This is a genomic window from Candidatus Accumulibacter propinquus (genome assembly GCF_056856495.1).
This window is the reverse complement of record NZ_JBSEHC010000005.1, coordinates 158767-184969: the sequence shown is the minus strand read 5'-3', so window position 1 is coordinate 184969 and position 26203 is coordinate 158767. Positions and strand designations below refer to the sequence as shown.

Sequence of the window (26203 nt, the reverse complement as noted above, 5' to 3'; positions counted from 1 at the left end):
CGGTTCGGAAACTACGGCTGCCGCCTTCGGCCAACAGGGTGTCGTTCGTCGCGACCCGTTCGCCATGCTCCCTTTCTGCGGCTACCACATGGCCGACTACTATAACCACTGGTTGAAGATGGGTAGTGTCCCCGATCAGCCAGTACCTATCTTCATGGTCAACTGGTTCCGCACGAACGAAAAGGGCGGGTTTGCCTGGCCGGGCTTCGGTGACAATGCGCGTGTCCTGAAGTGGATCATCGAACGCTGCGAAGGGAAAGCGGCCGGCAAGGAAACCATTCTCGGCTGGATGCCCAACTACGAGGACATCGACTGGTCCGGTACTGAATTTTCCAGGGAAGAATTCGCTGGCGTCACCAGCCTCGACAAGCAAGCCTGGCTGAGCGAACTTGAAGGCGTCAAGGACTGGTTCGGTAAGATGGGCGACAAGTTGCCTGCCAAACTCGCCGACATCCGCGACAAGTTCGAGAAGGACTTCCAGGCTTCCTGAGCACGGCGCCCCGCCGCACCGCACGAGGCCGCCCCCAGGCGGCCTTTTTTTTGATCCCCATCAGTCCTTGTGGTTAAACTGCTGGTTTCGTCCAGTCCGTCATCGCCAAATCATGCCCATTTTTCCCGCCAGCCGCCTCGCGGACATTGCCCCCTTCCACGTTATGGAGTTGATGGCTCGTGCCAGGGCGCTTGCAGCCGACGGTCGCGACATCATCCACATGGAAGTCGGTGAACCCGACTTCCCGACACCTGAGCCAATCGTCGCCGCCGCCCGAGCCAGCATCGAGAACGGCCGCGTCTTTTACACACCGGCGCTTGGCCTACCCGAATTGCGCCGCGCCATCGCCGACTTCTACCAGACACGTTACGGCCTGAGCATCCCCGCCGCACGCATTGCCGTCACCGCTGGAGCCTCCGGCGCCCTCCTGCTGGCTTTGGCCTGTCTGGTCGAACCTGGCAGCGAATGGCTGCTCACCGACCCGGGCTATCCGTGCAACCGTCACTTCGTACGCAGCTTTGAAGGCCTCCCGGTCGGCATTCCCGTGGGCCCGGAAAGCAACTTTCAGCCTTCCCCGGCAGACCTCGAAGCGCACTGGAACGTACGTTCGGCGGGAGCACTGCTGGCGTCTCCGGCCAACCCGACCGGCACGATGCTGAGCAACGAGCAACTCGATGCCATTGCCGATTTCATCCGCCAACGCCAAGGGCAACTGATCGTCGACGAGATCTACCACGGTCTGACCTACGATCGTGTAGCGCCAACTGCGCTCCAGTTCGGCGACGATATCTTCATCGTCCAGAGTTTTTCCAAGTATTTCAACATGACCGGCTGGCGGCTGGGTTGGCTGGTCGTCCCCGAACGCTTCACCCGCGACATCGAGAAACTCGCCCAGAATCTTTTCATTTCACCGTCGACGCCAGCACAGCACGCGGCACTAGCCGCCTTCACGCCGGCCACGATCGCCATCCTCGAGACGCGGCGCCAGGAGTTCCAGCGACGGCGCGATTTCCTGGCACCCGCGCTCGAAGGCCTGGGTTTCCACTTGCCGGCCAAGCCTGATGGCGCTTTCTACCTCTATGCCGATTGCAGCGCCTTGACCGGCAATAGCGAAAGCTTCGCCCACGACCTGCTAGAGTCGGCCGGAGTCGCGGTCACCCCCGGCCTCGACTTCGGTACGCACGCGCCCGAAAAGCACTTGCGCTTTGCCTACACCGCAGGAGTCGAACGACTGGCCGAAGCGGTCGACAGAATCCGCCGCTTTCTCGGCTGAACACCGGTCGACTGCGGCACCGGTATCGGCATGTCCTGGCGATCAACGTAGCTTCCCTGGCAGGTTCCCGATCGATCCGAGACGCCGCCAGTCGAAACAGGGCCCAGGGTCGGTCTTGCGACCAGGCGCAATGTCGCTGTGCCCGACCACCGCTGCGATCGGGTATTGCGCGCACAACAGCCTCACCAGGTCCACCAGGCCAAGGTACTGCGCGTCCTCGAACGGCAAGTCGTCGCAGCCCTCCAGTTCGATGCCCAGCGAAAAATCGTTGCAACGCTCCCGACCTTGCCAGCACGAGCGACCGGCATGCCACGCGCGCTGCCGGCCGGAAACAAACTGGATCAGTTCACCGTCGCGTCGCAGCAGAAAATGCGCCGAAACCCTCAAGCCACTGATCTGTGCAAAGTATGGGTGGGCAGTTGGGTCGAGTCGATTGGTAAATAATTGCACGATGCCATCGCCGCCAAAATGCCCAGGCGGCAGGCTGATCGCGTGTACGACGACCAGCGACACGAGTTCACCGTCCGGACGGGCATCACAATTGGGCGATTCGATGTGCCGCGCGCGTTCGAGCCAGCCGCCGTCGCGACAAGGGCCAACCTCCATGCGCAGAGGGTTCACTCCTCGATACCCAGGCGCTCGATCCGGTAGCGCAACGAACGAAAGGTCACGCCGAGCAGCCGCGCGGCTGCGGTGCGGTTGAAAGCGGTCTTGGCCAGAGCATCAAGAATCGCCTGTTTCTCGACACGATTCAGATAATCATCAAGCGTTTCGCCGTCACGGCCGGCGCTGTCGTTGACCACCGTTGCCGGCGCCAGTTGAAGATCGTCGAGAACGATCCGATCGTGATTGCACAGCGCAGTCGCCCGCTCGAGAATGTTTTCGAGTTCGCGGACATTACCGGGAAAACTGTAGGCCTTCAGCACCGTCATCGCTTGTGGATCCAGGCGCGGGGGCTGGGGTCCGCAGATACGTACCAGCAGCGCCTCGACCAAAGGCGCCACATCCTCGTCGCGCTCTCGTAATGGTGGCATTCTGAGTTCGATGACATTGAGCCGGTAATAGAGATCCTGGCGAAACGTCCCGCTATCCACGCACTCCTTGAGCATCCGGTGAGTTGCCGAGATGATGCGCACGTCGACCGCCTCTTCTGCGGTGTGACCGACCTTGCGAACCTTTTTTTCCTGAATCGCCCGCAGCAGCTTGACCTGCATCACCAGCGGCAGGTCGGCGACCTCGTCGAGAAAAAGCGTGCCGCCGGTTGCCGCCTGAAAGAAGCCTTCGCGGTCGCGATCCGCACCCGTGAAAGCCCCCTTGCGATAACCGAAAAATTCGCTCTCCATGAGGTTTTCCGGGATCGCACCACAGTTTACCGGGACGAATGGGGCCGCCCGACGGGCGCTGTGATCGTGAATCAGCCGCGCCGCCAACTCCTTGCCAGTCCCCGATTCACCCGAGATATACACTGGCGCCTGGCTGCGGGCCAGTTTGTCGATCATTTCGCGGACATGCCCAATCGCCGCCGACTCGCCGATCAACTGCGCCGCTGCTCCGCCCACCTGCCCGCCATCGGCGCCCCCATTCCGCCGCGGCAGGCTCAGCGCCGACTTGATCAGGCTGCGCAACTGCTCGAGCGCTACCGGCTTCGCCAGATAGTCAAACGCACCTGCCTTCAGCGCAGCAACCGCGTTCTGGGCACTGCCGAAAGCGGTAATCACCGCCACCGGCGTTTCGCCATAGCGCTCGGTGATCAGCCGTACAATCTCCAGACCGTCGCCATCAGGCAAACGCATGTCGGTAATGCACAGCTGGTAGCGCTGTTATTCCAGCAGGTGCCGAGCCTCCGCGACGCTCGCCGCACAGTCCGCTGAAAGCCCCATCCGAGCTACGGTCAAATCGAGGAGTTCGCGTATATCCGCCTCGTCGTCGACCACCAGCACTCTAGCCAACTCACCCCGCGGGCGGCGTTCTGCTTTCCCTGCTAACACCCGAGCGATCCCCCCAGAAGACGAAAATCCGCACCCGGTCCTGCGCCCTGCAGGTCGAGTTGCGCACCATTCGCGTCACACAATTCACGCGCAATATAAAGGCCCAGGCCTGTGCCGCGGTGATGGGTGGTGAAGAATGGCTCGAAGATCTGTTCCCGCCAGGCGTCGCCCACACCCTCGCCATCGTCGATCACGTGCAGTTCGACCTGGCCATCCGCCTTGGCATCGCAAACCAGCAGTCGCACGCTGCCGACCGCATGCTGCGAATGCCGCAGGGCGTTGCCCAGAAGATTCCACAGCACCTGATGAAAATGCGAACGATCAAAACACAGGATAGCAGAGCCAGACAAGTCGAGGTGGATCACCTCCGGCCGCACCTGCTCCTTGACCTGGTATTCTTCAAGGAACAATGGCAATGCCTCGCGCAGATCAATCAGTTCGCGATAACTGCGATCGCGACGCCCCAGTTCCAGGACGTCACTGACAATGCGCTCCAGGCGTTGGGCATTGTCCAGCACGATGCGCAGCAGGCGCTCATGCAACTGGCCGCGCCGCTCTTCGCGCATCAACTCGCCGGCATGGCTGATCGCCGACAGCGGATTGCGAATTTCGTGTGCGATATTGGCCGTCAGACGCCCCAGTGCGGCCAGCTTCATCTGCTGAGCCTGCTCCTGCAGGCGACTCATGTCCTCCAGAAAGACCAGGACGTCGCTTTCGGTGCTCTCGGTGCGAATAAACCGCGCTCGCAGTTGCATGCCATTCGTCGGCACCCGCACCAGCACCGCATCCACGCTGGCGTCGGCGCACCAGGTGGCGAAACCCGCAGCCAGTTCGGGCGAGCAAGCACTCAGAAGAACCTCGCTGCCGCCGTGTAATCCCAACAGATGCCTGGCGCGGGGGTTGCTTTGCCTGACCGTGGCGTCGCTGCTGAGCACGAGGACACCATCCTGCATCTCCTCGATGACGCGCTGGTTGATCACCGTCTGGTTGTTGAGGTCAACGCCACGCTGACGCGCCAATGCCTCGTTGGCAATCACCCGACGAGCCAACAGCCGGGCTGACACGGCTACCGCAAAGAACCCGGCACTGAAGATCCCGGCGTGAAAGAACCCGGCAGCGTCAAAGTCGCTCTGCAAGGCGCGGTACGAGTGTTCAAGCAGGATCGCGAGGGTGGCTACAGCGGCATAGAGCAGCACCAGACGCCCCTGTCCGACCAGGCCGGCGCCGGCCAGCGTCACCAGTAGCATCGAGCCAAGTCCGCTGCCCAGGCCACCGCCAACGTGGATCAAAAGCGTCATGACCACCACATCGACAAGCACACTGGCGCTCAACTGCATGCTTGCGTGCCGGCGGTGGCGATACGCCAGGATCAGGGCCAGCCCGGTGCTCAGCAAATAGACGCCGGCCAGCGCCAGATGCCGCGGTCCCTGGTCGGGACTGAGCAACGGCAGTGCCGACGGATAATACAGAACAGCAATGAAGAGCAGCGTGGCGACCGCAAGACGGTAGAAATTGAAGTAGCGGAGCGACTTCCAGTGTGCTTCGGAGAACTGCTGCTCGCCTGCGTCCAACGTGCTCAACATCGTCGCTCAGACGTCGCCGGACTGGGCTTCGCGCAGGTGGGCAGCACTGCAGTAGTAGCGATCATTGGCCAGAATGCTCTCGCTGACCGGCTGATTGACACCACAAAGTGCGCAAGCCACCATGCGCTCTTCCTCGCGCTGTACGGTCGGGCGGTGTTCGCTGCCATTGCGCGCAGCCAGCGACTTGCACCAGATCCACCACAGCGCCCAGACCAGTCCGATCAGGAGTAGGTATTTCGTCATTGCCAGAGATGTCCTGCAGAACGCTCAAGCATAGGGGATGCGTCGCTGACGACGTTGGCCGCCAAAGGATCGAGGCCACAGCCAGCAACGCGAGGCGCAGAGGTCTGCGCAAGAAGCGAGGCGGTGAAGACGTCGTGCAACGGTTGGTCGGGGCGAGAGGATTCGAACCTCCGACTCCTGCGTCCCGAACGCAGTACTCTACCAGGCTGAGCTACGCCCCGACCGATGCAACGACAGCGCTAACAATTCCTAGCGACCGCGAAGAGGCATAATTCTAACAAGGAATCCTTGTATTGAGAAGCGGGGACCTCATCCAGCGCGGCGGCAGCCCTCTCAGCTTCGATCCTGGCCTTCTGCCTCGCGTATTCCAGTGCCCCGGTGGCACGAATTGCTGCCAGGACCTCCGGCAAGTCCTCCCTGCCGCCAGCCTCGATCGCGCGCCGCACGCAAGCGGCCTGCTCGGTGTTCCCGTTCTGGAGCACAAAGATCAGCGGCAGCGTCGGCTTGCCTTCGGCCAGATCGTCGCCCAGATGCTTGCCGGTCTCCAACTCGGCGCCCGAGTAGTCGAGCACATCGTCGATCAGCTGAAATGCCGTTCCCAGGTGCATGCCATAGGTGGCCATCGTCTGCACCACGGACTCGCCGCCGCCACCGATGATCGCCCCGAGTTGCGCGGCCGCTTCGAACAGCTTGGCCGTCTTGTACCGGATGACCTGCAGATAACCCGCCTCATCGACACCCGCGTCGTGGCAGTTCATCAGCTGCAGCACTTCGCCTTCGGCGATGACGTTTGTTGCGTCCGACAGCACCCGCATGATGCGCATGTCATTAACCGAAACCATCATCTGGAAAGCACGCGAATACAGGAAGTCGCCAACCAGAACACTGGCCGAGTTACCGAACATGGCGTTGGCGGTTTCGCGGCCACGCCGCAGATCCGAAGCGTCGACGACATCGTCATGAAGAAGGGTGGCCGTATGAATGAACTCGATCACGGCCGCCAGTTCGTGGTGATGCTTGCCGCGGTAATCCAGAGCACCCGCGGAAAGCAGTACCAGAGCCGGACGCAGTCTCTTGCCGCCACTCTGAACGATGTACTCGGCGACCTGCCGGACCAGCACCACGTCGGAATGCAGGCGCTGGCGAATCACCGCGTCAACGGCCAGCATATCTAACCTGATCAGGTTGTAGAACTGCTCCATTATCACCACACGGCACCCTGGCACAAAAACTTGGGGATCTTAGGCGCCGACCTGCGTTGCGTCAAGCGACGGATTCATGAGCACATCGCAAACCCTTTGACTGGGGAGGAAAAATACGTATAATGCGCGGTTCTTCGCTTCACATCGTTCAGTTATTTGGAGTCCAACATGTATGCGGTCATAAAAACCGGGGGCAAGCAGTATCGAGTTGTCAGCGGCGAAAAATTGAAAATAGAACAGATACCGGCAGAAGTTGGCACAGAAATCACGCTTGACCAGGTGCTCATGCTTGGCGAGGGCGAATCCGTGAAGGTCGGGACCCCGGTCGTCGTCGGCGCCACGGTCAAGGCCACTGTGCTGTCACAAGGTCGTCACGACAAGATCCGGATTTTCAAGATGCGTCGCCGCAAGCACTCGCAGAAACATCAAGGGCATCGCCAGAACTACACCGAAATCCGCGTCGACCTCATTGCGGACGGCGTGGCATCCCTCCCTTCAGCCTGATACGAGAGGAGTCTGACTCATGGCACACAAGAAAGCAGGCGGCAGCGTACGCAACGGCCGCGACTCTGAAGCAAAGCGCCTGGGCGTCAAGCGTTACGGTGGCCAACTGGTTCGCGCCGGCAACATCATTGTTCGCCAACGCGGCACAGCGTACCACCCTGGCGAAAACATGGGCATCGGCAAGGACCACACGCTGTTCGCACTGGTCGATGGCCATGTGCAGTTTGCCATCAAGGGCGCTTTGAGCCGTCGCACGGTGAGCATCATCCCGGTTGCCGTCTGAACGCCGGCCCGCCGGCTGCCAAGGCCAGCCCGCGCTGCACGAAGCCCTATCCTTGTCGGTAGGGCTTTTTGTTTTCCAACCTGGCACCATGGAAGAAATCCGCTCATGAAATTTATCGACGAGGCTAAGATTGTGGTTGCCGCCGGGGACGGAGGCAACGGCATCGCCTCGTTCCGGCGCGAGAAATACGAGCCTGAAGGTGGCCCCGACGGCGGTGACGGCGGCCACGGCGGCAACGTGCACGTCGTCGCCGACCGCAACGTCAACACCCTGATCGAGTATCGCTACGTGCGCAGGTTTCGCGCCAAGCGCGGGGAAAATGGTGGTTCAAGCGACTGCTACGGCAAGCGCGGGAAGGATCTGACGCTGCGCGTGCCAGTCGGCACGCTTATCGCCGATGTCAACAGCAACGAAGTGCTTGCCGACCTCGACGCCGACGGAAAGAAGGTGCTGCTGGCCAGAGGTGGCCGCGGCGGCCTCGGCAATGTCCATTTCAAGTCGAGTGTGAATCGCACGCCGCGACAATTCACCCGCGGTGAACCCGGCGAGCAACGCGATTTGCGACTGGAACTGCGCCTGCTTGCCGATGTCGGGCTGCTTGGCCTGCCCAACGCCGGCAAAAGTACTTTGCTGCGTGCCGTGTCGGCTGCCCGCCCAAAGGTCGCCGATTATCCGTTCACGACTCTCGAACCCCACCTGGGAGTCGTGCGTGTGGATCAGGACAGGAGCTTCGTCATCGCCGACATACCGGGACTGATCGACGGAGCCGCCGAAGGGGCCGGCCTGGGAATCCGTTTCCTCAAACACCTCGCACGCACGCGTTTGCTGCTGCATATCGTCGACCTTGTCCCGCTCGATCCGGATGCCGACCCCGTCCGCGATGTGATGACGGTCGTTCATGAACTGGAAAAATACGATCCGGCACTCGCCAGCAAGCCGCGCTGGCTGGTCCTCAACAAGCTGGATCTCATTCCCGAGGATGAGCGCGAACAGCGCATTGCGGAGTTCTTGCAGGCCTGTAATGCGAGCATCGGGGAAACGCCGTGCTTTCGCATCAGCGCGATCAGTGGTCAGGGTTGCCGCGAGTTGACGAACAAGCTTCAGCAAGCCCTCGACATGTTGCCGACGGCGGCGGTCGCGCCGACGATTGCCGGCCCGGAGTGCTTTTCGGACGAGTCGTTCAACGCCCAACCGCGCCCCTGAACATGACCATCACCCGTATCGCTTCTGCTCGCCGGCTGGTCATCAAGGTGGGCTCCGCCCTGGTCACCAACAACGGTGAAGGCCTGGATCTCGGAGCGATCAGCGAGTGGGCACGACAGATCGCCACCTTGCACGCCAGCGGCAGGCAGGTCATTCTCGTGTCATCGGGGGCGATCGCCTGCGGTCTGCAACGTCTCGGATGGCGAAAACGGCCACACGCCGTACATGAACTGCAGGCGGCCGCGGCGGTCGGCCAGATGGGCCTGGCGCAGGTCTATGAGAGTGCCTTTGCGCGTTACGGGCTGCATACGGCGCAGATTCTGCTGACCCATGACGACCTTGCCGACCGCAAGCGCTACCTCAATGCACGCTCGACGCTGAGCACGCTCCTCCAGTTCGGCGTCGTGCCGATCATCAACGAGAACGACACGGTCGTCACCGATGAAATCAAGTTTGGCGACAACGACACCCTCGGAGCGCTGGTCGCCAACCTCGTTGAAGCCGATTGCCTGATCATCCTCACCGATCAACAGGGCCTGTTCACCGCGGATCCCCGCACCGACGCGGCAGCCACCCTGATCGGCGAGGCACGCGCCGGCCTTCCCGCTCTTGAGGCCATGGCTGGTGGTGTCGGTACGCCATTCGGCAAAGGCGGCATGATCACCAAGGTGATCGCCGCCAAGCGCGCAGCCCGCAGCGGCGCCCACACGGTCATCGCCAGCGGCCGCGCCGCCGATGTGATCATCCGCCTGGCCAACGGGGAACCCCTTGGCACGCTGCTGATCTCTGAAACGCAGGCGTTGACGGCGCGCAAGCAATGGCTCGCCGATCACCTGCAGCTCAATGGTCAACTGATTCTCGATAGTGGCGCCATCCAGGCATTGAGGGAAGGAAAAAGCCTGCTGCCCATCGGCGTACTGGCCGTGCACGGCGTCTTTGAACGCGGCGCGGCTGTCGCCTGCGTCGCCCGTGAAGGCCACGAGATTGCGCGCGGCCTGGCCAACTACGGCAGCAGCGATGCGCGGCGAATCGCCCGCCATGCCAGCCAGGACATTGAAGACATCCTGGGCTACATGGACGAGCCGGAAATCATCCATCGTGACAACCTGATCCTGACCTAGCAAACACGCAGCTGATGGAGCAAGCGCCGCGGTCACCCGTTCCGCCACCTGAAGAGATGCCCGCCGGGGGATCGCTGCCCAGGACCACACGGCTGCCGCTGTATCTGGCACTGGCCTACGTGGTGCTGATCAGTTACGCCAGCCTCTACCCTCTCGCCAACTGGCGCGACCTCGGCGTCTCGCCGCTGGCTTTTCTGGACGCCGGCTGGCCTCGCTACTGGACGGGTTTCGACCTCTCGATCAACGTCCTCGCCTATCTGCCGCTGGGCTTTCTGCTGACGCTGGCGCTACGCCACATACCCGGCGGCGGCTGGACTGCGGCCATCGTCGCCCTGTTGCTGGGCAGCCTGCTCAGCTTCAGCATGGAAAGCCTGCAAACCTGGCTGCCGGCACGTGTGCCATCGAATCTCGATCTGGCCTGCAATGCTCTGGGCACAGCGATCGGCGCCGTGGTCGCGCTGTGGAACGGAAAACGCATATTCAGGCGCATCGGTCAGATGCAGCAGGGTTTGCTGGCCCCGATCGCGCACGCGGAGGTGGGTCTGGTGCTGCTCGGCACCTGGTTGCTGACCCAACTGTCCCCGGAAACACTGCTCTTCGGCACCGGCGACCTGCGCAATGTGCTCGGCATCACCCCGGCCGTGCCGTATGCAGCCCCGTCCTTCTTCGTGCTCGAAACCTGCGTCATTGCCTGCAACACCCTGGTCATCGGGCTCTTTGCACGCACCTTGCTGGCCGATCGGACGTCCATGCATCTGGTCCTGGTGGCTTTCTTCGTGCTTGCCCTGGCCATCAGAACGCTGGCCGCAGCCGTACTTGTCGCGCCGCAGGACGCATTTGCCTGGTTGACCCCTGGTGCCCGCCTGGGCTTGCTGATCGGCGGCGTTTTGCTCTCACTGATGTTGCTGCTGCCGGCTTCCTGGCGTGTCGCGCTGGCCGGGCTTGCCTTGCTGGCCGGCACCGCACTGGTCAATCTGACGCCGGCCAATCCCTATTCGGAAGCTGCCCTGGCCGCCTGGCGACAGGGACACTTCCTGAACTTCAACGGCCTCACCCGCTGGGTTGCCAGCCTCTGGCCCTTCGTCGCCCTGCCCTATCTGACGGCAGTCGGGCGGCGCCTGTAATCAGTCCTGTTCCTGCCGTCGGCGCGTGCGCAGTTGCCGTTCCCACGCGGCCAGTCGTGGCGCATGCCGCTCGAGGTCCGTCGCCAAACGTGCCTGCAAACCTTCCAGAAACTCGATGTCCTGCGGGCCCAGCTCTTGCGGCTGGATACCCTGCAGATGCACGATCAGATCGCCGGCACCGCGTCCCCGCTTGCCGGGAAAACCCATCCCGGGAAGACGTTGCTCAAGCGTTCCCTGAGCCGGGGGCAAATCGAGACTGGCGGTGCCGCTCAAGGTCGGCACTTCGATGCAGCCACCGCAGAGCAGCCGCAAAACGCACACCGGCACCTCACAGTGCAGATCGCGCCCGTCCAGGACGAACAACGGGTGTGCGGCGAGGCTGACTTTGAGGTACAAGTCACCGGCGCAGTGGCCCTCGCCGGCCGGTTTCGCCGGCGACTGCCGAGGCAGCCGCAAGCGCTCGCCATCGCGCAGACCTGGCGGGACCGTGACCGACAGGATACGCGGTTCCATGCGCCAGCCACCGACGCAATCCGGGCACACCGTCTCGCGCAGGTAGCCTCGCCCATTGCAGCCTTCGCAACGATTGGTGCCTCCACCCTTGCGCGCCAGGCGACCACAGCCGTTGCAACGCCGGCAGGGAACGGAATGGTTGTGCTGGACCCGGCCACTGCCGCTGCAGGTGTCGCAGTGCACGCTGTGCACCAGCTCGATATCCTTCCGGCAACCCTGTGCCGCCTCTTCGAGCGACAGTGTCAGGACCTGCGTCAGGTCATCGGCTGCGTTCCCGTTAGCCGTACCGCCCGCGGTGGATGGCGTGGTCGCCTGCGCCTGCTGCCACTCGGCAAGACGTTGCGGATCGAGGAGCAGTTCGTAAGCCGCATGGACGCGCTTGAACTCGGTCCCGGCAACCGCCTCAGGGTTGCGATCCGGATGCCAGAACATGGCCAGTCGGCGGTACGCCCGCTTGATTTCGTCTAGCGACGCTTCACGGTGTACGCCAAGGGTGGCGAAGGGGTCCTCGCAAGTGCTCATGGAATCGTCGTGGTGGTAGCCGGTCAGGCCGACCGTGTCCGAGGACACGAAAGAAGACCGCAGAGGCGATCGACCCGGCATTCTACGTGATCAACGCTCCGCTCCACAGATCTCTGTCAGTAGCGCAACTGCAGCGCGCAGCCGATCGTCGTTGAATCAGGGTTAAAATCGACCACATCTGCAAGCAACCCATCAACAGGAGCCGGTTCGTATGAGCTATTTCAAGCATCATGTGTTTTTCTGCTGCAACCAGCGGGGCGAGGGTGAAACCTGCTGCAACAACGCCGGCGCAACCGCAGCGCAGACCTACGCCAAGGATCGCATCGGCGAACTGCGGCTCAAGGGTGCCGGCAAGGTACGGATCAACAAGGCCGGCTGCCTCGATCGCTGCGATCAGGGACCAGTGCTGGTGGTCTATCCGGAAGGCGTGTGGTACAGCTACGTCGACCAGGAGGACATCGAAGAAATCATCCAGGAGCACCTGGTACAAGGGCGAGTCGTCGAACGGCTGCGCATCTGACAGGGAAAAGCGCCGTCGGCTGCGGCCCTGCCCGGCAGAGCGAAGTCAGCAAGAGGAAACCGAAGCCATGAGACTGCAAGCAGAACAACTGCTGATCGAGGGACCGGTCGGCAAGATCGACCTGATCGTCGAGAATCCTGGCGCGCCGCGCGGCATCGCCTTGATCGCCCACCCGCATCCGCTGTTCGGCGGCGGCAATACCAACAAGGTGGTACAGACGCTGGCGCGTACCTTCACCCATCTCGATTACGTGGCGCTGCGCCCGAATTTCCGCGGCGTCGGTCGCAGCGAGGGACAGCACGCCGATGGTCAGGGGGAAACCGAGGACCTGCTGGCGGTACTGGCGGAAGCCAAGTGTCGTTACGGCAATCTGCCGGTCGCCCTCGCCGGCTTCTCCTTCGGCGCCTACGTCCTGACACGGGTGGCCGAAGCGCTGCTCGATGCCGGGCATCCGGCACAGCGACTGGTGCTGGTCGGCACCGCTTCGGGCTTCGTCGAAGGCGCACGCCGCTACCATACCAAGGCCGTGCCACGCGACACCATTGTCATCCATGGATCCGAAGACGCCACCGTGCCACTGGCCAATGTCCTCGAATGGGCCAAGCCACTGGACTTGCCGGTGGTGGTCGTCCCCGGCGCCGATCACTTCTTCCACCGGCGGCTTCATGTGATCCGCGAGATCGTCAGCCATGCGTGGCGCCATTGATGGCTCGCGCCGCGGTCGAAGCGACATGAGAGAACATTGCGCCCGGCTTTTCGGACACGCCAGTGGTTGGGGACGGTCATCTTCACCCGCTCTTCTCTGCCTCGAATCTGGCGATCCTGCGTCGAGGGCTATCTCGCCGGCACCCAGGCGCCCTGAACGGCGGTACAGTCAAGTGAGGGAAGGACCCGCCGGGGGAGGAAGCGAGTGCCGGTCCCCGGTATGTAGGTTGGGGGAATCTCCTGAGCTCAGATGCCCTCAGATCCCCGACGGAGCAGACCGCAGGCCAGAAGCCCGACGGCAAGCAGCAGCAGCGTAGGCGTCTCTGGGACCGCCGTCGTCGTGGGAGGGACACCGACGGCGATGCTGGTCGGCGCGCGCAAATTGGTCCAGATGTTGGTGATGTCGGTCAGGTCGTTCCTGGCGCGCCAGATGCGGATGTCGTCCTGCCAGTAGATGTGGTCGGCGGTGGCTGTCAGGTTGCCGGCATGCGCACTGGTGACGGCGATTTCGCTGAGGGTGTCGAGGTCGAGCGTAAACAACTGGGTGGCAAAGGCCTCGTAAAGATACCTGCCGGTCGGATCGACGGTGATGTCGGTCGGCGCACGCAGATTGGTCCAGACGTTGGTGATTTCGGTCAGGTCGCTTTTGGCGCGCCAGACGCGGATGTCATCCTGCCAGAAGATGTAGCCGCCGGCGGCGGTCAGGTGCGTGGCATGCGCGCTGGTCTCAGCGGTTTCGGTGAGGGTGCGCAGGTCGAGCGTGAATAACTGTGTGGGAAAGGCTTCAAAGAGGTAGGTGCCGGTCGGGTCGACGCTGATGTCGGCCGGCGCACGCAGGTTGGTCCAGATGTTGGTGACGCCGCTGAGGTCCTTGTTGGCGCGCCAGATACGGATGTCGTCCTGCCAGAAAACGTGATCGCCTGCGGCCACCAGATGGGTGGCACGCGCGCTGATGACCCCGGTTTCGGTGAGCGCTCCGAGGTCGAGCGAGAACAACTGTGTCGGGAAGGCCTCGTACAGCGTCCCGGCAGGTACAGCCTCGACAGACGTGGCAGTGAGCAGCGAAAAAGCGGCGATGGATGCGATGCGGGCAGAGAAATTCATGGTTTGATCCTTGAGAGGCGGCAAAAATGGAAATGCTTCTGTGCCTGTAGCAGGCGTTGAATTGACGCAAGGCCAACAACTGTGCTGCCAAACCGGGACAATCTCGCAAACCTGTAGCATGTCCGCTGCGCCAAGCACAATTCATACCATTTTCTCCAACTCCATAAATATCCTTGACATTCATGAAAATTCATGGTGTTTTCGCTACACGGCTGTAAAATTTTTCGACATTTCGAGCGCACTTCCCTTGGTTGGAGGAAGGCGCGCTGGCCGACCTGCTGCTGGTGGACGGCGACCCCCTGGCCGACATCCGGCTGATCGAAGACCCGGCGAAGAACTTCGTGCTGATCATGAAGGACGGCAAGGTCTTCAAGAACACCTTGCGCCCCTGAGGCCTGGCCGGCAACCTTCGCGCTCCCGACGATTGCACCGGCCTGCCGCCTGCGGCGGTGAATCAGGGCGGGTCATCGTGGCACCCTTCGCTGGCAGGGGGCGCTTGCAATTCAATTGCCTTTCAGGCGGTCGAGAACAAATTTCGTGACCGGGCCGGCGATGCCGCCGAGAATCGGTGTGGCGAAGGTGCTGAGAACCGAGGCGACGGCGGCGGGTGCCATCGCCGCCAGGCCGTCGATTAGGCGGCCGATGCGGCTGTCGTCGGCTTGCTGGCCCCTGGCGACTTCGGCCTTGAGTTCCTGGACCTGCTGTGCAGCCTCCGCCTGCCTGGCCGGTGGGGCGGCTTGCGCAAGCACCGCCAGCAGTGGCGCGAACAGCGCTTCCAGCTCGCGCGCCGTGACTGCCGAGGTGATCGTCTGGTCACGGCCGGCGAAATGGCCACCACCGGTAGCGACGTTGCCACCGAAATAGTTGCCGCCGCCGGTATGGACGACCTGCTGGCCGCTCCGGTCGCCAAGCACCTTGTCGCCGTGGACGAGGTCGCCGCCGATCTGCGTGCCGGCGTTGATGGTGCGGGTGTTGATGGTGCCGGTGTTGCTGCCGCCGACATGCACGCTGCCGGCGCCGAGGGCTGTCGCACCCAGTGCTTGCGCGATCGCGCCGTCGCCGGTGAGCGTGGCCTGCTGGCCGCTGCCGGCGACCGCGGCGGTAGTGTCCGTAGTGTCTGAAGCAGGTGTGAATTCGATGAAGCCGTTGGCGGCCAGCTTGTCGAGTTGCTCGCTGAAATGCATCTTGAGCTCGGCGGCGTTCCGGTATTCGGTCTGGAAGTGTCCGAGGGTCTGGAGCTTGTCCTGAAACGCCCACAAGGTCTGCAGGTCGGCCCTCGGCGCGGTGTTCGGCGCGCTCTTGAAATAGGTGAATAGGAAGGGCCTGCGGGTGGCCTGAAATGGTCCGAAAGCGGTCTCGAACGCTTCCTCGGTGTAGCGGCCGACCTTGGTGAAGAAGAGCATCACGAAGAGGTCGCACTCGCGGATCGCGCGCTTGTACTCGTCCTGCAGCCGCATCGGCGAAACGGCGTCGAGAAAATCCGCCCAGAGCACGAGTTCGAGAAGGACGCCCTTCTGGACCCAGTCCTTGTTCTGGCGATTGATGAAGATCTCGAACTCGTTGCGGTCCTCCTTGAGTTCCGCGGACGAGGCGAGGAAGATTCTGATGTTGGTGGTCATGACGCGTGCTCCCGGCTCGTGAGGTCGGGCAAAACGTACGCCACGGGGGCAAGAAAATCAAGGGCGTGGACGGCTGCGGCGAGGGAGCGCGGCCCGGATCAGCGTGCTGAGCCGGCGGAAGAACGCCACTTCGCCCCAGACCCGACAAGGTAGACCGGATTGCCGGGGGATCTCCGTTGCGGGCGAGGCGGCCGGGAACCCAACGGTCAGGGTTTGTCGGTCGCGAGGATCCCGATCCGATAGCTGGCCAGCATTGCGTCGGCAGCGGCGGAATGCCGGCGCCCCCTGGTCTTGGTCTCATAGGCCTCGGTCGCCTCCTTGCCGCACCAGGGCAGAACGATGTCGGGTCGCGATGGATGTTCGGGCAGGTAGGCGCCAAGATCATGCACCTGGCCGCGAATCGCCATCCAGCAATCCTCGGCAAGCGCGTGCCGGGCGAGCTCTGCCGTCGAGATCACTCTTTCCGGCGCGTCGGCGACGCCCCCGTCGCTGCGTGGCAGCCAGACGCTGCCGGCCCAGAAGGCCGACACCAGCAGCCAGAAGATCAGGGTAGCGGACAGGTACAGACGGCGCATCACCTGAATCCGAAGTTTTCAAAATGGATGTGGCGCGGCGTGACGCCGCGTTTGCGCAGCGACAGTCTGACGGCGGCGATCATCGCCGGCGGGCCGCACAGATAGCACTCGATTCCGGCCAGCGCGGGTGCCACGGGCAGCAGCGAATCGAGATCCGCTGGCGCACTGCCGGTTGCCAGGGCCTGCAGCGAGAGTTGTGGATCGCCATCGGCCAGCACACGCAGTTCCTCCAGGAAGGCGGCATCGGCCGGTGAGCGGTGGAGATAGACGAGCGTGGTCGGCTGGCTGAGCGGACCAGCTCGCAGCAGTGCCAGGAACGGCGTGATACCGATGCCGCCGGCCAGCCACAGTTGCGCGGCCGCGGGCCGTTCGGCCAGGAAGGTGCCGAACGCGCCATGCACCCGTGCCGGCACGCCCGGTTCGATGCCCTGAAGGCGTCTCGTGCAGTCTCCCAGAGCCTTGACGCCGATCCGGATTTGGCCGTCGGCACCGATCGCACTGACGGTGAACGGATGAAATTCGCCACAACCCCGGAACGTCGGCCCGGCGAAGAACGCCACCAGCACGAACTGTCCGGCCGTCACGGCAATGGGCTCTGCCAGCGGTTTCAGGGTGATCTCGACCATTTCGTCGGCCACCGGCGTGGCCGATTGCACGAGGAACGGTCGCGCTGCCAGTCCGGAATCCTCGCCGATCAGCCGCCATCCCAGGAACAAAACAGCCAGCGCCAGGATCGGCAGCACCGGTTCGTCGATCCCGAGTTGCAGGCTGACCATCCCTGGTGCGAAGGTAGCGCTCGAAAACATACTTGCCGCACACAGTGCATTTGGTCTTGTTGAAACGAGGCGAGACAGCTTGAATCAGCGAGGAACGAACCGAACGGGAAGCGACCCTGCCACGCTTTCTGGCTGAAAGGTGACATGGGCGATTCCCTGTTGACTGGCCACTTCGGTAACCGATTGAAGCATCTGCGGCCAGGCTACGTAATTGTCGACGCGAACCTGCGCAGACAGTGCCAGTCGCTCGGTGGCAATTGGCCCGTTTGAGCTCCAGGCCAGCAACCACCAAGACCGGAGATGAAACAACGAAAACCGTCTGCCACCTAAACGTGCTCGGCTTCGCCGAGCATGTCGGCCGAGAGCAGGATGATCTCGATTTCCTCGGTGATTTCCTCCTGGCGTTGGTTGTTGTAGCGGAGTCTGAGCCGTGCGCTGTCCTCATCGAGCCGCTGCAGGGCGCGATCCATATGCGCCTGCCGTTGCTGGTTCTCGGCCATCAGCGAGCTGTACAGCACTTCGTTCAGTACCGCGTGCAGATAATGCCCGGTCAGCTCGCGCAGGAACTCGATGGGAGGCAGATTCAGTTCCGCCGGGTAAGGATACGTCCGCTCGGGAGCAGGCAGGTCGCGCAAGGGCAGCAAGTGACGCATGCGGATATCGCCAGGGGCATCACCATGATAGAGGGCCGAGAGCCCGTAACCGGCGTACTCCTCACGGGCCAGCAAGCCGCTCAGTTCGCGCGTCAAGCGCAGCAGGACGGCCGGGACTTCGTCGGCGACAATGGCCCCCGGCTGTGCCAAATCGACGCAGTCACATTCGCCGATTCGAGTTGCCAGACGGCTGCCGACGACAAGCCAACGAACCAGCGCCTCCTTGTCCTGACACAGTGCCTGCATGCGCGCCAGCAGCGCTTCGTTGAAATCGCCGCAGAAGCCCTGTTCCGAACCCACCAGTACGCAGAGTTCCCGCCCTGGCAGCGGTTCGTCGACAAACTCGGCGTGTCCGGCCAGAAAATCGGCGGCGGCCGTTTCGATCCCTGACACCATGCGTTGCTGGCTGACGAGGAAATCGCTCAGGATGCGGGTTTCCATCAGTGCCAGGCCTTTCATCGCCGACAAGATGCCGCCGATATCGGACAGGGCGTCCAGCCGCCTGGCGATCTCACGCCGGCGGCTCATCGCCCGCCTCCCGCAACCCTGCACATGTAAAGGGCATCTGCCTTGCCCACTCGCTGCAAAGCTTCCGAAAAGATCGGCTGTGGGCGAATGCCTGCTGCAGGTCCATGCGCGCCGAAAAAGCCGGCTGGTCGGTCGTTTCTCCGTAACTGCCGCCGCACATGCGCGCCGTGATCCACCCCTTGGCGTTGCGCGGACCTTCGGCATCAATCGCTTCAGCAGGCTTGAATGCGAAACCGCGTTGGCCATCGAGCGATTCAGCTGCGGCGATGAACCAGGCCTCGTATTCCCTGTTGGCCAGCACGACCGACACCCGACGGTGTGGAACGTATGCAGTTGCTCGCTCGAGAATCTGTTTCCCCAACTCAGCCGGACAGGCATCATCGGCATCGAGCAGGACGAGAATCCAGCCGCTTTCGCCACACTTTGCGGCTGCCAGCAGCAAGTGCCGGCGGAATTCATCGTCCCGATTCAGGAATCGATCGCGATGAACGCGAATCGGCGGCAGCGCCTGCAAATGGACATCCGGGGTACGCCAGGCGTTGATCCGTCGCAGCAGAATCGGCAGCGCGGCCACCTCGCCGGCGCCCTCGACGATCGCGGCGACGGCAATCATGGCTCGACCTCGCCAAACAGATCAGCCTGTTCCTGTGCCTGGGCCGCAAGTACCGCCCGATCAGGCGCCAGTTGATTCAGCCGCAGGAGCTCTCCAGCCGAAAAAAGCTGGTCGCGCATGGCCATGCGCCCGGCTTCGTCCAGCGGTGCGATGCGCGTTTCCCCGCCCTCGGAAACCACTGCCAGCAAGGTGTCGGCACTCAAGGACAGATCGTCGAGCAGGTCTGGGCTGTGACTCGTGACGATGACCTGGGTGTCTTGCGAGGCGCGCGCAAGCGCCTCGCGCAAGGCCGCGCTGGCGGCCGGGTGCAGCGCCGTTTCGGGTTCCTCGATACCCACCAGCGATGGCGCGTAATCGCGGTTTCCCTGGAACAGCGCAGTCAACACGCCAAGCGCTCGCAGCGTGCCGTCAGACATGTTCTGTGCCGGAAATCGCCACGGATGTTTTGCCCCAGCCATGTCCTGGCGGAACTCCAGGGTTTCCATCGGCCCGATCGGCTTGCGCTCGACGCCGTGAACCATCGGCGCAACCGTCTGAAGGTATTCCTGGATGATCTCCAGCCTGTCGGCGGCGACCCGTTCCAGATGTCCGATCACGCTCGCGATGTTTTCCCCCACGGGCTTGAGCAAGCGCCCCTCCTGCGGCTTCTGCAGCTCGCGCATCAACTTCGGATTCAGGTTGTAGAAACCCATCGCCGTCAGGGCATCGAACACCGGGCGAAAGACCGCCATCCCCGACGCGGCCACCAGCGCCAGACGATCGGCGGTTACCGCTGGAAAGGTCGTCTCGCTGCTCGCCTTGAGGTTGCCGCGTTCGATACGGAAAAACGGACCCTTGCCGACACTGCCCAGTACGCACTCCTCGCTTTGTACCTCGTAGCCGCGTCCCGCCAGCGCGCCGATGTTGAAAGCGTAGTGGCCGGCTTGCCCGTTGCTCAACGCGAACTCCAGTCGGATGCCGAAGTTCGTCGGGTGACCACTGGAGCGCCGCCGGACCTCGTTCAATCCGCCACGTTCGTTCAGGGCATTGTCGAGAGAACCGGCCAGAGCGTCCCGTACCAGGTGCAGGGCGTCCAGAAAGTTGCTCTTGCCCGATCCGTTGGCCCCCACCAGATAGGTGAGCGGGTTGAGGCGGACGTCGCAGTAACCAATGCTCTTGTAGTTGCGCAGGACCACACGCGTGAGAAAAACCGGGTCAATCATTGTCTTGCCCCTTCAAGTTCAGTGCGGGTTGAAGCGAAGCTTCGCTGCGCTCGGCTGATGCCACTCCTAGCTCCCCCCGGTTCCGCACATTGCGGCTGATAATGTATCGGACAGGGCTTCCAGCCTTCTGGTTATCCCACGCCGGTGGCTCATCGCCCTCCGTCCGCAACCGGCCGGTGGCGGCAACCCGCCCTGCTTGCCCACCAGCGGCAAGCAGGGCATCAATCTGGAGACCGTGGGCATGATCTTTGGTCGAGACCCGGGCGTAGCCTATCCTCACGTTCGCCCCTACGGTAGCGCCAAGCCGCGCCCAGCCCCAGGTAGCGCGGTTGCACACCCGAGATTCGTGCTGATGTGGTCAGAAGAGTGGGATTTTGGCAACTCATCAGATAACAACACATACTGCAAGCCATTGATTGCGAGTGAATTGATCGTTAAATCGTCTTTCTTTTCCTGAGCGTGAGAAAACAAACAGCAGATAGACGCGCTTTACGAACGGCATGGGGGGAGAACCTCGAGCGTTTTTCCGTCCCTTCGCCATTGCTCCACGAGCCCGGCGAGAAGGCCTGACGAGTCGACGTGGCCCAGCACAATGCGGCTGGTGTGGCTGGCAATCCTGTGGTTGCGCTTCGTCGCAATCGCCTCCGACAAGCGTTGGCTGGCTGGGGCCATACTTACGACAACGGCGCAGCCTTCGTTCAGGGCGGTGTGCCATGGCAAGGGCAGACGTGCATTGTCCAGAGCTCGCGCCAGCACGATCACCACCGGTGATTTCGCAGCCAGGACAATCTCCAGGACTGATCGTTCCAGTGGAGATTGGAAACCGCCGATCAGCGGCGTCTTCTTGCGGGCCTGCTCCACAGCCCAGTCCATCGTGGCCCGGATGGCGCTTCCGGGACATTTTCGAGAGGCGAAGAAGGCGGTCAGGCGGCGCGAGACCAATGTCTGCTCACCGATCCCTTGCGCTCCATCCTCCAGAAACCAAGTAGTGAATAACGCTTCAGGCATCGTATTGAATTATTAGGAAAATCAATCGTCCGCAGATTTGTTATCCATACCTTCAGATAACAAGTCCGGTTCCTCGACGGGTTTCCTGTACGCCATGTTGCGCTTGGCCCGGTCAGGCAGGGGCACCAGCAAACCCTGCTCTCGCCAGGCAGCAAGCATTTTGGATGCCTTGAGCGTATCCACTTTCGCAATGCGGCAGAGGTCGGCATTGGCAATGGAGCGGTGCCGGTCAAGCCAGTCGCTCACCTCGTCCCAGGCGCTTGGACGTTCCAGGTTCAACAGCGTCACCGTTACGCTCTCCACCGCAGTCCCGGTATTCTGTCGGTACTGCGGTGGGTAGAGCTTGGCGGCGGCCATTTCGGCGAACATCATTTTGACGCCCTCGCCAGCGTCGATGTTCGGAGCTACCGGAAATTCCCGCAGGTTTTGGGCCAGCAACGGGTTGCGCGCTTTCGACCCGGCGCGAGCGATGTTGGCTTCAGTGATATGACCGGGAAAAACGCCGGGGCTTTCGACTTCGATACGGTCGTCGAGGATGCGGATGAAGATGTCGCGATTGAGGCGGTAGTCGCGATGGATGACCGCGTTGACGATGGCCTCTTTCACCACACGCTCTCCGGGTAGACATGTCTGGCCTTGAAACCGCTACCCGAGAGGGTAAGGCCTTGTGCCAGTTCGTCCAGCACCATCCTCACCGCGATGTCAATCTGTTCGATCAAGGGGCCGCGAGCCGTCTTCGGCGCCTTGCGCAGGTTGGGCGTCGCGCCGGGCACGGCGGCCTTGCCGTCGTACACCATGACGCGGATATCAGCGCGGGTATCGTAGGAGGTCAGCAAACCCCCTGGCTCGTCGGCAAACAATAGCACCGCCGCGCGGGTAGGCAAGACCTCGCCGCCGGCGCGCGCGGCCAGGCCGATGCGCATCAATTGATCCGGGAAGTCGCCACTCCTGAGGCCGCGTGCCGCCACGAAGGTACGCCAGGTGTCGGTTTCCAGCAGGTCCAGGGCGATCGGCACCGTTTCGCTCACCGCGCTGCGCACCCCGCGTCGGTAGGCCAGTTCCGCGATTTCGCCGGCATTCAACTCGCGGTTGCTCGCATCCATGCGGGTCCATGTGCCGTCGCCGAGCACCGAATGCACGTGGTCGCTCTTCTCCACGCGCAGCATGACGATGTGGCCGGGGCTACCGTTGTGCAAGGTGCAGGGCAGACGCAACCAGTGCAGGCGCTCGACGGGCGGCAAGAAGCGCTGCATCACCTGGCGGCGGAAATCGTCAAAGGCCTCAGGGTTTTCCTCGATCCCGAACAGGCGCGACGGCGGCTTGGATCCCGGCTTCAGATCCTTGGCGTCCCCCACGCCGATAACCAGCAGACCACCCTCGGAATTGGCGAACGCACACACCGTTTCGATCATGCGGCCATGCCTGGCGCTGATGCGTTTGAAGTCCAGGGTGCGAGTCTCCGGCGTGGACAGCAGGGTGGCGATGCGCGGCGCGGCTTGGGTGGGGGTGAGATCAAGCATCGTCGTCGCCTTGGCCGATGCGGTACTTGATGTCGTAGTTGACCAAAAAATCAAGTTGCTCTTCAGTTAGGCCAAAATGGTAACTTAAAGCACCGTCAATATCATCGATAATAGCCTTTGAATGCTTTGGAATAATGCACTGCACCCGCAAATGATCATGTGCGAATTTCATTGAGCGAAACTCACTATTCGATTTCAGCGATTTGCTTAGGCTGTCGGCAAAGGACAGCCAGCTACCATCCGGCGTCTGAGCAATATCCGTTACAAGCGGGAAGTTGTCTACCTCACGCTTATTGACGTGCCGACAATCAGTAAACACCTGGATATACCAGCGAAATAGAGATGAATTAAGAACGCAAAGTACCAAAGAGGCGATCTCACGGGAAGCAAAACGCAACGGCTTCAATTCGCTTGGTGGTCTTAGTATTCCGTCAGAGCCAGATACCTCTGGGATGAAATCAATAGCTTGCAGGAAATTGTGCACCTTGCGAGAATAATTGACCGAGTACCTTCCGGAAGTAGAAAGACATGTCACCAAGGGGCGTTTCATTTGACTTACTTTCCACCAAATGTCAGCTTCAAGTGCAGATTTGATCTTTGGTATGGTATGCGGTAATGCATGCTCCGGCGGGCGCGAATAAGACATTGTTGCAAAGAGAATTTCTCTCTCAGCTGCCGACCACCTGCGGCAATCAGTCACCCATATCTGTGGCGTGGCAACAACATTGTTGTCCAACAGGTGAATAGTAAGCTGGATGTGTTCAAGGCCATCAAAAAGACGCGATGGGCGATCATCAAATGAACTCAAATGCCCATTCCGCATAAACACTAGAGCTTGCAGCGATTTATACCCTTCCGTTGATATCGACGAAACAGGAACGATCAGCCCAATCCTTGATTTCTGACCGCCAATTTTCAAGGAGCGTTCAAAACACAGTGGGTAGAGGTTTTTTGTTCCAATGGTCGTGTACCCGCGCGTGTCTTCAGCGCCACCGCTTTTTAAGTCCTTGTAAGGCGGATTCCCAATCACCACATCAAACCCACCCGCCGCCATCAGCGGATAGAAATCAACGAACCAGTGAAACGGTTTGTGGCTGGCTTTCCAGGTGTCGTACCCTTTCGTCTTGTTCGGGTCTACCCCGTATTCGCGGGCCAGGTGGTAGTTCAGGGTCTCTTCCAGCTCATATAGCGTGTCGGTCAAAGCCTGCTTGTCCTGGGCGGTGATGTGGCCACCCTTTTGAACCTGCTGAATCTGGAAATTGTTGTACTGCTGTTCCACGGCGCACAACCGGATGCGAATGTCTTCCCAGGCATCGTTGAACAGATTGCCTTGGGTCTTGCCCATGACCGCGCGCTCGGTTTCGTCGGCGCTGGCGTAACCCACCAGCGTGTTGCCGTGGCGGATGTTGAAGTCGATGTCCGGCAGGGGTTCGATAGCGTCGCCCGGTTCCAGTAGAGCCACCAGTTTCAGGAACAGGCGGAGCTTGGCGATTTCGGTGGCTTGTTCCTCGATATCTACGCCGTAGAGATTGTGCACGATGATGTGCTTGATGACCGCGTAGTCCTGTTCCCGGTCGATGCGCGTGGTGGCGAAGCGAGTGAGGATTTCGTCCACCTCGGCCCATTTTTCCGGGTGGGTCTTTTCACCAGCGATCAGGGCGTCGCTACGCACCGCATGCAGGGTCCGCAGGGTGGCGTCGTAGAGTGGCTTCAGGATATTCAGCGCGGCGAATAGGAAGGCGCCCGAGCCGCAGGTCGGGTCGAGTACCGAGAGGCCATGGCGGAATTTCTCGTGACTCTTGCGCGGCAGTCGCCCGGCCAGGGTGAACCAGAAACTCTTGAGCAGGGCCGCGTCGGTGCAGCGCTCGATGAGGTCCTGGGCGAACTGGCGGATATCGAGGTTCCAGGTGATCAGGTCACTGACATCGCGCAGTTCGCCGGCGGTGATCCTGGCGCGAATCTCGCGTGTCCGCTGGTGGCGGGTGATGGTTTCGCGCCAGATTTCGGTCGGCAGGCTGGCGGCGTCGTTGGCGCGCTTGTTCCAGGGATTGCGACGGGTCAGCAGATCTGGGGCCTGGGTGTCCAGACCGGCGGCGATTTCCGAGGGGTAAGGCAGATCGACGCCCTTGAGCATGGCGGGGTAGAGGTAGGCATCGCCGCTTTCCTGGAGCAGTGGCCAGGCCAGGGCGTCGAAGGCGCCCTGATGTTCGGCGCGTACCTTGGCCAGCACGCTGGGAATGATGGTGTTCTTGCCAATGTACTCGGTGATATCTTCCTTGGTGTAGTAGGCCCCCATCTGTTTCTGGTTGACGAACTTTTCGAAGATGTAGCCGAGCACGTCGGGATTGATCGGGTCGCGCTTATCCGCTTTGCCTGCCTTCTTTTCAAGCGGACGGTCGTCCAGGTGCCAATCCCACTGGGCGAAGAAGGCAAACAGCTTTTCAAAAGCGGCGTCGGCGACGTCCAGGGCCGCGCAGTGGCGTTGCTCCAGTTCGTGCCGGGCGAAAAGGCCACCGTTGAGAAAGGGCACGTCGCCAAACTCGGCCCGGATGGTGGCACGGTTGGCCTCCGTGCGCTCCTCGGCGAAGCCACGGAAAAACAGTGGGCAGAGGAAACGTCGGTAGAAGCTGATGGCGTGTTGTGCGTTCACGTGGTCCATCAGGCGCTGTTGCAGGTAATCCTTCTTGTCATCCAGAAAACGCTTTTCCTGCAAGAACCAGAGGAACATGAGGCGGTCGATGAGTACGGCGGTATACCAGCGCAGGTCTTCTCCAGTGTCCGGGATCCCCGCGATGAACTCGGCGAAGGACTTGCGCTGTTTCTCGAACTCCCCGTAAAACTTCTTGGTGACCTTGTCGCGGTCGAAGCCGGCTTGCAGCCGCGCCGCAATGCCCAGCACCGAGAGAGTTTCCTCCTCGCCCAGCGTGAAGGTGATGGCGGACAGTTTCTGGCGCAGCAATTCGGTGGATTCGCCGACACGCCAGTGCACCTCTCGGTATTGATTGGGTCGCCCTGGCGCACGGGAAACCCATTGCCAAATTTGCGTGCTGTGCTCCGCATCGGTGAAGACGATGAGGTGTTCGCGTGCCTGGGCAGTGATCTTGCGTTCGATCTTCTGGCGAGTGGCGTAGGGCGGGATGTGGCCCGCGTGGTCCGGCAAGGCGTGCAGGATTTGGACGCCGCGCTTGTGCGCGACCACGGCTAGAGCATGGAGTTGCCCGTCCAGTTCGACCTGATAGGGCTCGCCCTGGCCGGGATAGTCCCAGCCCATGTCGACGAAGAGTGCCTGGAAACTGAACTGGCGCAGGAGTTGAATGTTTATATCGGGCAT

The 26203-nt window shown here is 61.8% G+C and carries 25 protein-coding genes, 1 tRNA gene and 2 pseudogenes; 10 read left to right on the top strand and 18 right to left on the bottom strand.

Features of this window, described 5'->3' with window-relative positions; translation table 11 throughout:
* Both AC15MQ_RS18510 and AC15MQ_RS18505 read left to right on the top strand, forming a co-directional pair.
* Nucleotides 1–490 (top strand): phosphoenolpyruvate carboxykinase domain-containing protein (locus tag AC15MQ_RS18510; protein ID WP_483080929.1); only part of this gene is annotated, 490 nt, incomplete at its 5' end.
* A gap of 112 nt (nucleotides 491–602) precedes the next feature.
* Nucleotides 603–1763 (top strand): pyridoxal phosphate-dependent aminotransferase, encoded by a 1161-nt coding sequence (locus tag AC15MQ_RS18505; protein ID WP_287652934.1) that lies wholly within the window; start codon nucleotides 603–605, stop codon nucleotides 1761–1763.
* 42 nt (nucleotides 1764–1805) lie between these two features.
* On the opposite strand, the gene ampD is transcribed toward AC15MQ_RS18505, so the two are convergent.
* The 6 genes and pseudogenes from ampD to AC15MQ_RS18475 all read right to left on the bottom strand — a co-directional run bounded on the left by ampD (nucleotide 1806) and on the right by AC15MQ_RS18475 (nucleotide 6779).
* Nucleotides 1806–2369, bottom strand: coding sequence for a 1,6-anhydro-N-acetylmuramyl-L-alanine amidase AmpD (ampD, locus tag AC15MQ_RS18500; RefSeq protein ID WP_332335656.1), 564 nt, complete (start codon nucleotides 2367–2369; stop codon nucleotides 1806–1808).
* Between the two features lie 11 nt (nucleotides 2370–2380).
* A pseudogene (locus AC15MQ_RS18495) lies at nucleotides 2381–3751 on the bottom strand (sigma-54-dependent transcriptional regulator).
* Nucleotides 3745–5334: a sensor histidine kinase gene (locus tag AC15MQ_RS18490; RefSeq protein WP_287652939.1), complete on the bottom strand. Its 1590-nt coding sequence runs from the start codon at nucleotides 5332–5334 to the stop codon at nucleotides 3745–3747. Before AC15MQ_RS18490 ends, AC15MQ_RS18495 begins: the two are co-directional and overlap by 7 nt.
* A gap of 6 nt (nucleotides 5335–5340) precedes the next feature.
* Complete coding sequence (locus AC15MQ_RS18485; protein WP_287652941.1) at nucleotides 5341–5577, bottom strand: PP0621 family protein; 237 nt, start codon at nucleotides 5575–5577, stop codon at nucleotides 5341–5343.
* Between the two features lie 144 nt (nucleotides 5578–5721).
* Nucleotides 5722–5798 (bottom strand) — tRNA-Pro (locus tag AC15MQ_RS18480).
* A gap of 18 nt (nucleotides 5799–5816) precedes the next feature.
* Nucleotides 5817–6779 carry a polyprenyl synthetase family protein gene (locus AC15MQ_RS18475; protein WP_434735548.1) on the bottom strand — a complete coding sequence of 321 codons (963 nt, stop codon included), beginning with the start codon at nucleotides 6777–6779 and terminating at the stop codon, nucleotides 5817–5819.
* Between the two features lie 168 nt (nucleotides 6780–6947).
* On the opposite strand from AC15MQ_RS18475, the gene rplU reads away from it, so the two are divergent.
* The 5 genes from rplU (at nucleotide 6948) to AC15MQ_RS18450 (ending at nucleotide 11014) form a co-directional block, all read left to right on the top strand.
* Nucleotides 6948–7283 carry a 50S ribosomal protein L21 gene (rplU, locus tag AC15MQ_RS18470; protein ID WP_287652944.1) on the top strand — a complete coding sequence of 112 codons (336 nt, stop codon included), beginning with the start codon at nucleotides 6948–6950 and terminating at the stop codon, nucleotides 7281–7283.
* A 19-nt stretch (nucleotides 7284–7302) separates the two neighbouring features.
* The gene (gene rpmA, locus AC15MQ_RS18465; RefSeq protein ID WP_287652946.1) at nucleotides 7303–7566 is read left to right on the top strand and encodes a 50S ribosomal protein L27; all 264 of its coding nucleotides are present in this window, start codon (nucleotides 7303–7305) and stop codon (nucleotides 7564–7566) included.
* 105 nt (nucleotides 7567–7671) lie between these two features.
* Nucleotides 7672–8769: an Obg family GTPase CgtA gene (cgtA, locus tag AC15MQ_RS18460; RefSeq protein WP_483080928.1), complete on the top strand. Its 1098-nt coding sequence runs from the start codon at nucleotides 7672–7674 to the stop codon at nucleotides 8767–8769.
* A 2-nt stretch (nucleotides 8770–8771) separates the two neighbouring features.
* Nucleotides 8772–9890 carry a glutamate 5-kinase gene (gene proB / locus AC15MQ_RS18455; protein ID WP_287652948.1) on the top strand — a complete coding sequence of 373 codons (1119 nt, stop codon included), beginning with the start codon at nucleotides 8772–8774 and terminating at the stop codon, nucleotides 9888–9890.
* Between the two features lie 56 nt (nucleotides 9891–9946).
* Nucleotides 9947–11014 (top strand): VanZ family protein, encoded by a 1068-nt coding sequence (locus tag AC15MQ_RS18450; RefSeq protein ID WP_287665086.1) that lies wholly within the window; start codon nucleotides 9947–9949, stop codon nucleotides 11012–11014.
* Here AC15MQ_RS18450 and AC15MQ_RS18445 read toward each other — a convergent pair whose 3' ends face one another.
* A complete protein-coding gene (locus tag AC15MQ_RS18445) occupies nucleotides 11015–12097 on the bottom strand; it encodes a DnaJ C-terminal domain-containing protein (protein WP_483080927.1) in 1083 nt (360 codons plus the stop codon).
* 163 nt (nucleotides 12098–12260) lie between these two features.
* Between AC15MQ_RS18445 and AC15MQ_RS18440 the strand changes: the two genes are divergently transcribed.
* Both AC15MQ_RS18440 and AC15MQ_RS18435 read left to right on the top strand, forming a co-directional pair.
* A complete protein-coding gene (locus AC15MQ_RS18440; protein ID WP_287665082.1) occupies nucleotides 12261–12569 on the top strand; it encodes a (2Fe-2S) ferredoxin domain-containing protein in 309 nt (102 codons plus the stop codon).
* 67 nt (nucleotides 12570–12636) lie between these two features.
* Nucleotides 12637–13275, top strand: a complete 639-nt coding sequence (locus AC15MQ_RS18435; protein ID WP_483080926.1) for an alpha/beta hydrolase — start codon at nucleotides 12637–12639, stop codon at nucleotides 13273–13275.
* Between the two features lie 245 nt (nucleotides 13276–13520).
* Here the strand turns inward: AC15MQ_RS18435 and AC15MQ_RS18430 are convergent, their stop codons facing one another.
* Nucleotides 13521–14378, bottom strand: a complete 858-nt coding sequence (locus AC15MQ_RS18430; RefSeq protein ID WP_483080925.1) for a lactonase family protein — start codon at nucleotides 14376–14378, stop codon at nucleotides 13521–13523.
* A 251-nt stretch (nucleotides 14379–14629) separates the two neighbouring features.
* Here AC15MQ_RS18430 and AC15MQ_RS18425 point away from each other — a divergent pair.
* Nucleotides 14630–14770 (top strand): annotated as a pseudogene (locus AC15MQ_RS18425) (amidohydrolase family protein); the annotation flags it as partial.
* A gap of 111 nt (nucleotides 14771–14881) precedes the next feature.
* On the opposite strand, the gene AC15MQ_RS18420 reads toward AC15MQ_RS18425, so the two are convergent.
* From AC15MQ_RS18420 to AC15MQ_RS18375, 10 genes are all read right to left on the bottom strand, one after another.
* Nucleotides 14882–15997 carry a hypothetical protein gene (locus AC15MQ_RS18420; protein WP_483080924.1) on the bottom strand — a complete coding sequence of 372 codons (1116 nt, stop codon included), beginning with the start codon at nucleotides 15995–15997 and terminating at the stop codon, nucleotides 14882–14884.
* A 206-nt stretch (nucleotides 15998–16203) separates the two neighbouring features.
* The gene (locus AC15MQ_RS18415) at nucleotides 16204–16572 is read right to left on the bottom strand and encodes a cytochrome b5-like heme/steroid binding domain-containing protein (protein ID WP_332335650.1); all 369 of its coding nucleotides are present in this window, start codon (nucleotides 16570–16572) and stop codon (nucleotides 16204–16206) included.
* Entirely contained in the window at nucleotides 16572–17378 is an 807-nt protein-coding gene (locus AC15MQ_RS18410; RefSeq protein WP_483080923.1) for a ferric reductase-like transmembrane domain-containing protein, read from the bottom strand. The genes AC15MQ_RS18415 and AC15MQ_RS18410 overlap by 1 nt, the downstream gene beginning before the upstream one ends.
* A gap of 296 nt (nucleotides 17379–17674) precedes the next feature.
* Nucleotides 17675–18529 carry a F0F1 ATP synthase subunit gamma gene (locus AC15MQ_RS18405; RefSeq protein ID WP_287655685.1) on the bottom strand — a complete coding sequence of 285 codons (855 nt, stop codon included), beginning with the start codon at nucleotides 18527–18529 and terminating at the stop codon, nucleotides 17675–17677.
* Nucleotides 18513–19142: a DUF4276 family protein gene (locus tag AC15MQ_RS18400; RefSeq protein ID WP_287665066.1), complete on the bottom strand. Its 630-nt coding sequence runs from the start codon at nucleotides 19140–19142 to the stop codon at nucleotides 18513–18515. The genes AC15MQ_RS18405 and AC15MQ_RS18400 overlap by 17 nt, the downstream gene beginning before the upstream one ends.
* Nucleotides 19139–20344 carry an AAA family ATPase gene (locus tag AC15MQ_RS18395; protein ID WP_287655616.1) on the bottom strand — a complete coding sequence of 402 codons (1206 nt, stop codon included), beginning with the start codon at nucleotides 20342–20344 and terminating at the stop codon, nucleotides 19139–19141. Before AC15MQ_RS18395 ends, AC15MQ_RS18400 begins: the two co-directional genes overlap by 4 nt.
* A 489-nt stretch (nucleotides 20345–20833) precedes the next feature.
* Nucleotides 20834–21352, bottom strand: coding sequence for a hypothetical protein (locus tag AC15MQ_RS18390; RefSeq protein ID WP_483080922.1), 519 nt, complete (start codon nucleotides 21350–21352; stop codon nucleotides 20834–20836).
* A 21-nt stretch (nucleotides 21353–21373) separates the two neighbouring features.
* Complete coding sequence (locus tag AC15MQ_RS18385; protein ID WP_483080921.1) at nucleotides 21374–21958, bottom strand: ATP-binding protein; 585 nt, start codon at nucleotides 21956–21958, stop codon at nucleotides 21374–21376.
* Entirely contained in the window at nucleotides 21955–22872 is a 918-nt protein-coding gene (locus AC15MQ_RS18380) for an AlbA family DNA-binding domain-containing protein (protein ID WP_483080920.1), read from the bottom strand. The genes AC15MQ_RS18385 and AC15MQ_RS18380 overlap by 4 nt, the downstream gene beginning before the upstream one ends.
* Nucleotides 22865–26203: an Eco57I restriction-modification methylase domain-containing protein gene (locus AC15MQ_RS18375; RefSeq protein WP_483080919.1), complete on the bottom strand. Its 3339-nt coding sequence runs from the start codon at nucleotides 26201–26203 to the stop codon at nucleotides 22865–22867. The genes AC15MQ_RS18380 and AC15MQ_RS18375 overlap by 8 nt, the downstream gene beginning before the upstream one ends.

Bases quoted from the DNA above. Each gene is read 5' to 3' on its own strand.
- AC15MQ_RS18435 (WP_483080926.1), top strand. From the start codon at position 12,637: ATGAGACTGCAAGCAGAACAACTGCTGATCGAGGGACCGGTCGGCAAG.
- AC15MQ_RS18450 (WP_287665086.1), top strand. From the start codon at position 9,947: ATGCCCGCCGGGGGATCGCTGCCCAGGACCACACGGCTGCCGCTGTAT.
- AC15MQ_RS18395 (WP_287655616.1), bottom strand. From the start codon at position 20,344: ATGATTGACCCGGTTTTTCTCACGCGTGTGGTCCTGCGCAACTACAAG.
- AC15MQ_RS18440 (WP_287665082.1), top strand. From the start codon at position 12,261: ATGAGCTATTTCAAGCATCATGTGTTTTTCTGCTGCAACCAGCGGGGC.
- AC15MQ_RS18420 (WP_483080924.1), bottom strand. From the start codon at position 15,997: ATGACCACCAACATCAGAATCTTCCTCGCCTCGTCCGCGGAACTCAAG.
- AC15MQ_RS18410 (WP_483080923.1), bottom strand. From the start codon at position 17,378: ATGTTTTCGAGCGCTACCTTCGCACCAGGGATGGTCAGCCTGCAACTC.
- rplU (WP_287652944.1), top strand. From the start codon at position 6,948: ATGTATGCGGTCATAAAAACCGGGGGCAAGCAGTATCGAGTTGTCAGC.
- proB (WP_287652948.1), top strand. From the start codon at position 8,772: ATGACCATCACCCGTATCGCTTCTGCTCGCCGGCTGGTCATCAAGGTG.
- ampD (WP_332335656.1), bottom strand. From the start codon at position 2,369: ATGGAGGTTGGCCCTTGTCGCGACGGCGGCTGGCTCGAACGCGCGCGG.
- rpmA (WP_287652946.1), top strand. From the start codon at position 7,303: ATGGCACACAAGAAAGCAGGCGGCAGCGTACGCAACGGCCGCGACTCT.
- AC15MQ_RS18405 (WP_287655685.1), bottom strand. From the start codon at position 18,529: ATGAGCCGCCGGCGTGAGATCGCCAGGCGGCTGGACGCCCTGTCCGAT.
- AC15MQ_RS18390 (WP_483080922.1), bottom strand. From the start codon at position 21,352: ATGCCTGAAGCGTTATTCACTACTTGGTTTCTGGAGGATGGAGCGCAA.
- AC15MQ_RS18400 (WP_287665066.1), bottom strand. From the start codon at position 19,142: ATGATTGCCGTCGCCGCGATCGTCGAGGGCGCCGGCGAGGTGGCCGCG.
- AC15MQ_RS18475 (WP_434735548.1), bottom strand. From the start codon at position 6,779: ATGGAGCAGTTCTACAACCTGATCAGGTTAGATATGCTGGCCGTTGAC.
- cgtA (WP_483080928.1), top strand. From the start codon at position 7,672: ATGAAATTTATCGACGAGGCTAAGATTGTGGTTGCCGCCGGGGACGGA.
- AC15MQ_RS18430 (WP_483080925.1), bottom strand. From the start codon at position 14,378: ATGAATTTCTCTGCCCGCATCGCATCCATCGCCGCTTTTTCGCTGCTC.
- AC15MQ_RS18490 (WP_287652939.1), bottom strand. From the start codon at position 5,334: ATGTTGAGCACGTTGGACGCAGGCGAGCAGCAGTTCTCCGAAGCACAC.
- AC15MQ_RS18380 (WP_483080920.1), bottom strand. From the start codon at position 22,872: ATGCTTGATCTCACCCCCACCCAAGCCGCGCCGCGCATCGCCACCCTG.
- AC15MQ_RS18375 (WP_483080919.1), bottom strand. From the start codon at position 26,203: ATGCCCGATATAAACATTCAACTCCTGCGCCAGTTCAGTTTCCAGGCA.
- AC15MQ_RS18505 (WP_287652934.1), top strand. From the start codon at position 603: ATGCCCATTTTTCCCGCCAGCCGCCTCGCGGACATTGCCCCCTTCCAC.
- AC15MQ_RS18415 (WP_332335650.1), bottom strand. From the start codon at position 16,572: ATGCGCCGTCTGTACCTGTCCGCTACCCTGATCTTCTGGCTGCTGGTG.
- AC15MQ_RS18485 (WP_287652941.1), bottom strand. From the start codon at position 5,577: ATGACGAAATACCTACTCCTGATCGGACTGGTCTGGGCGCTGTGGTGG.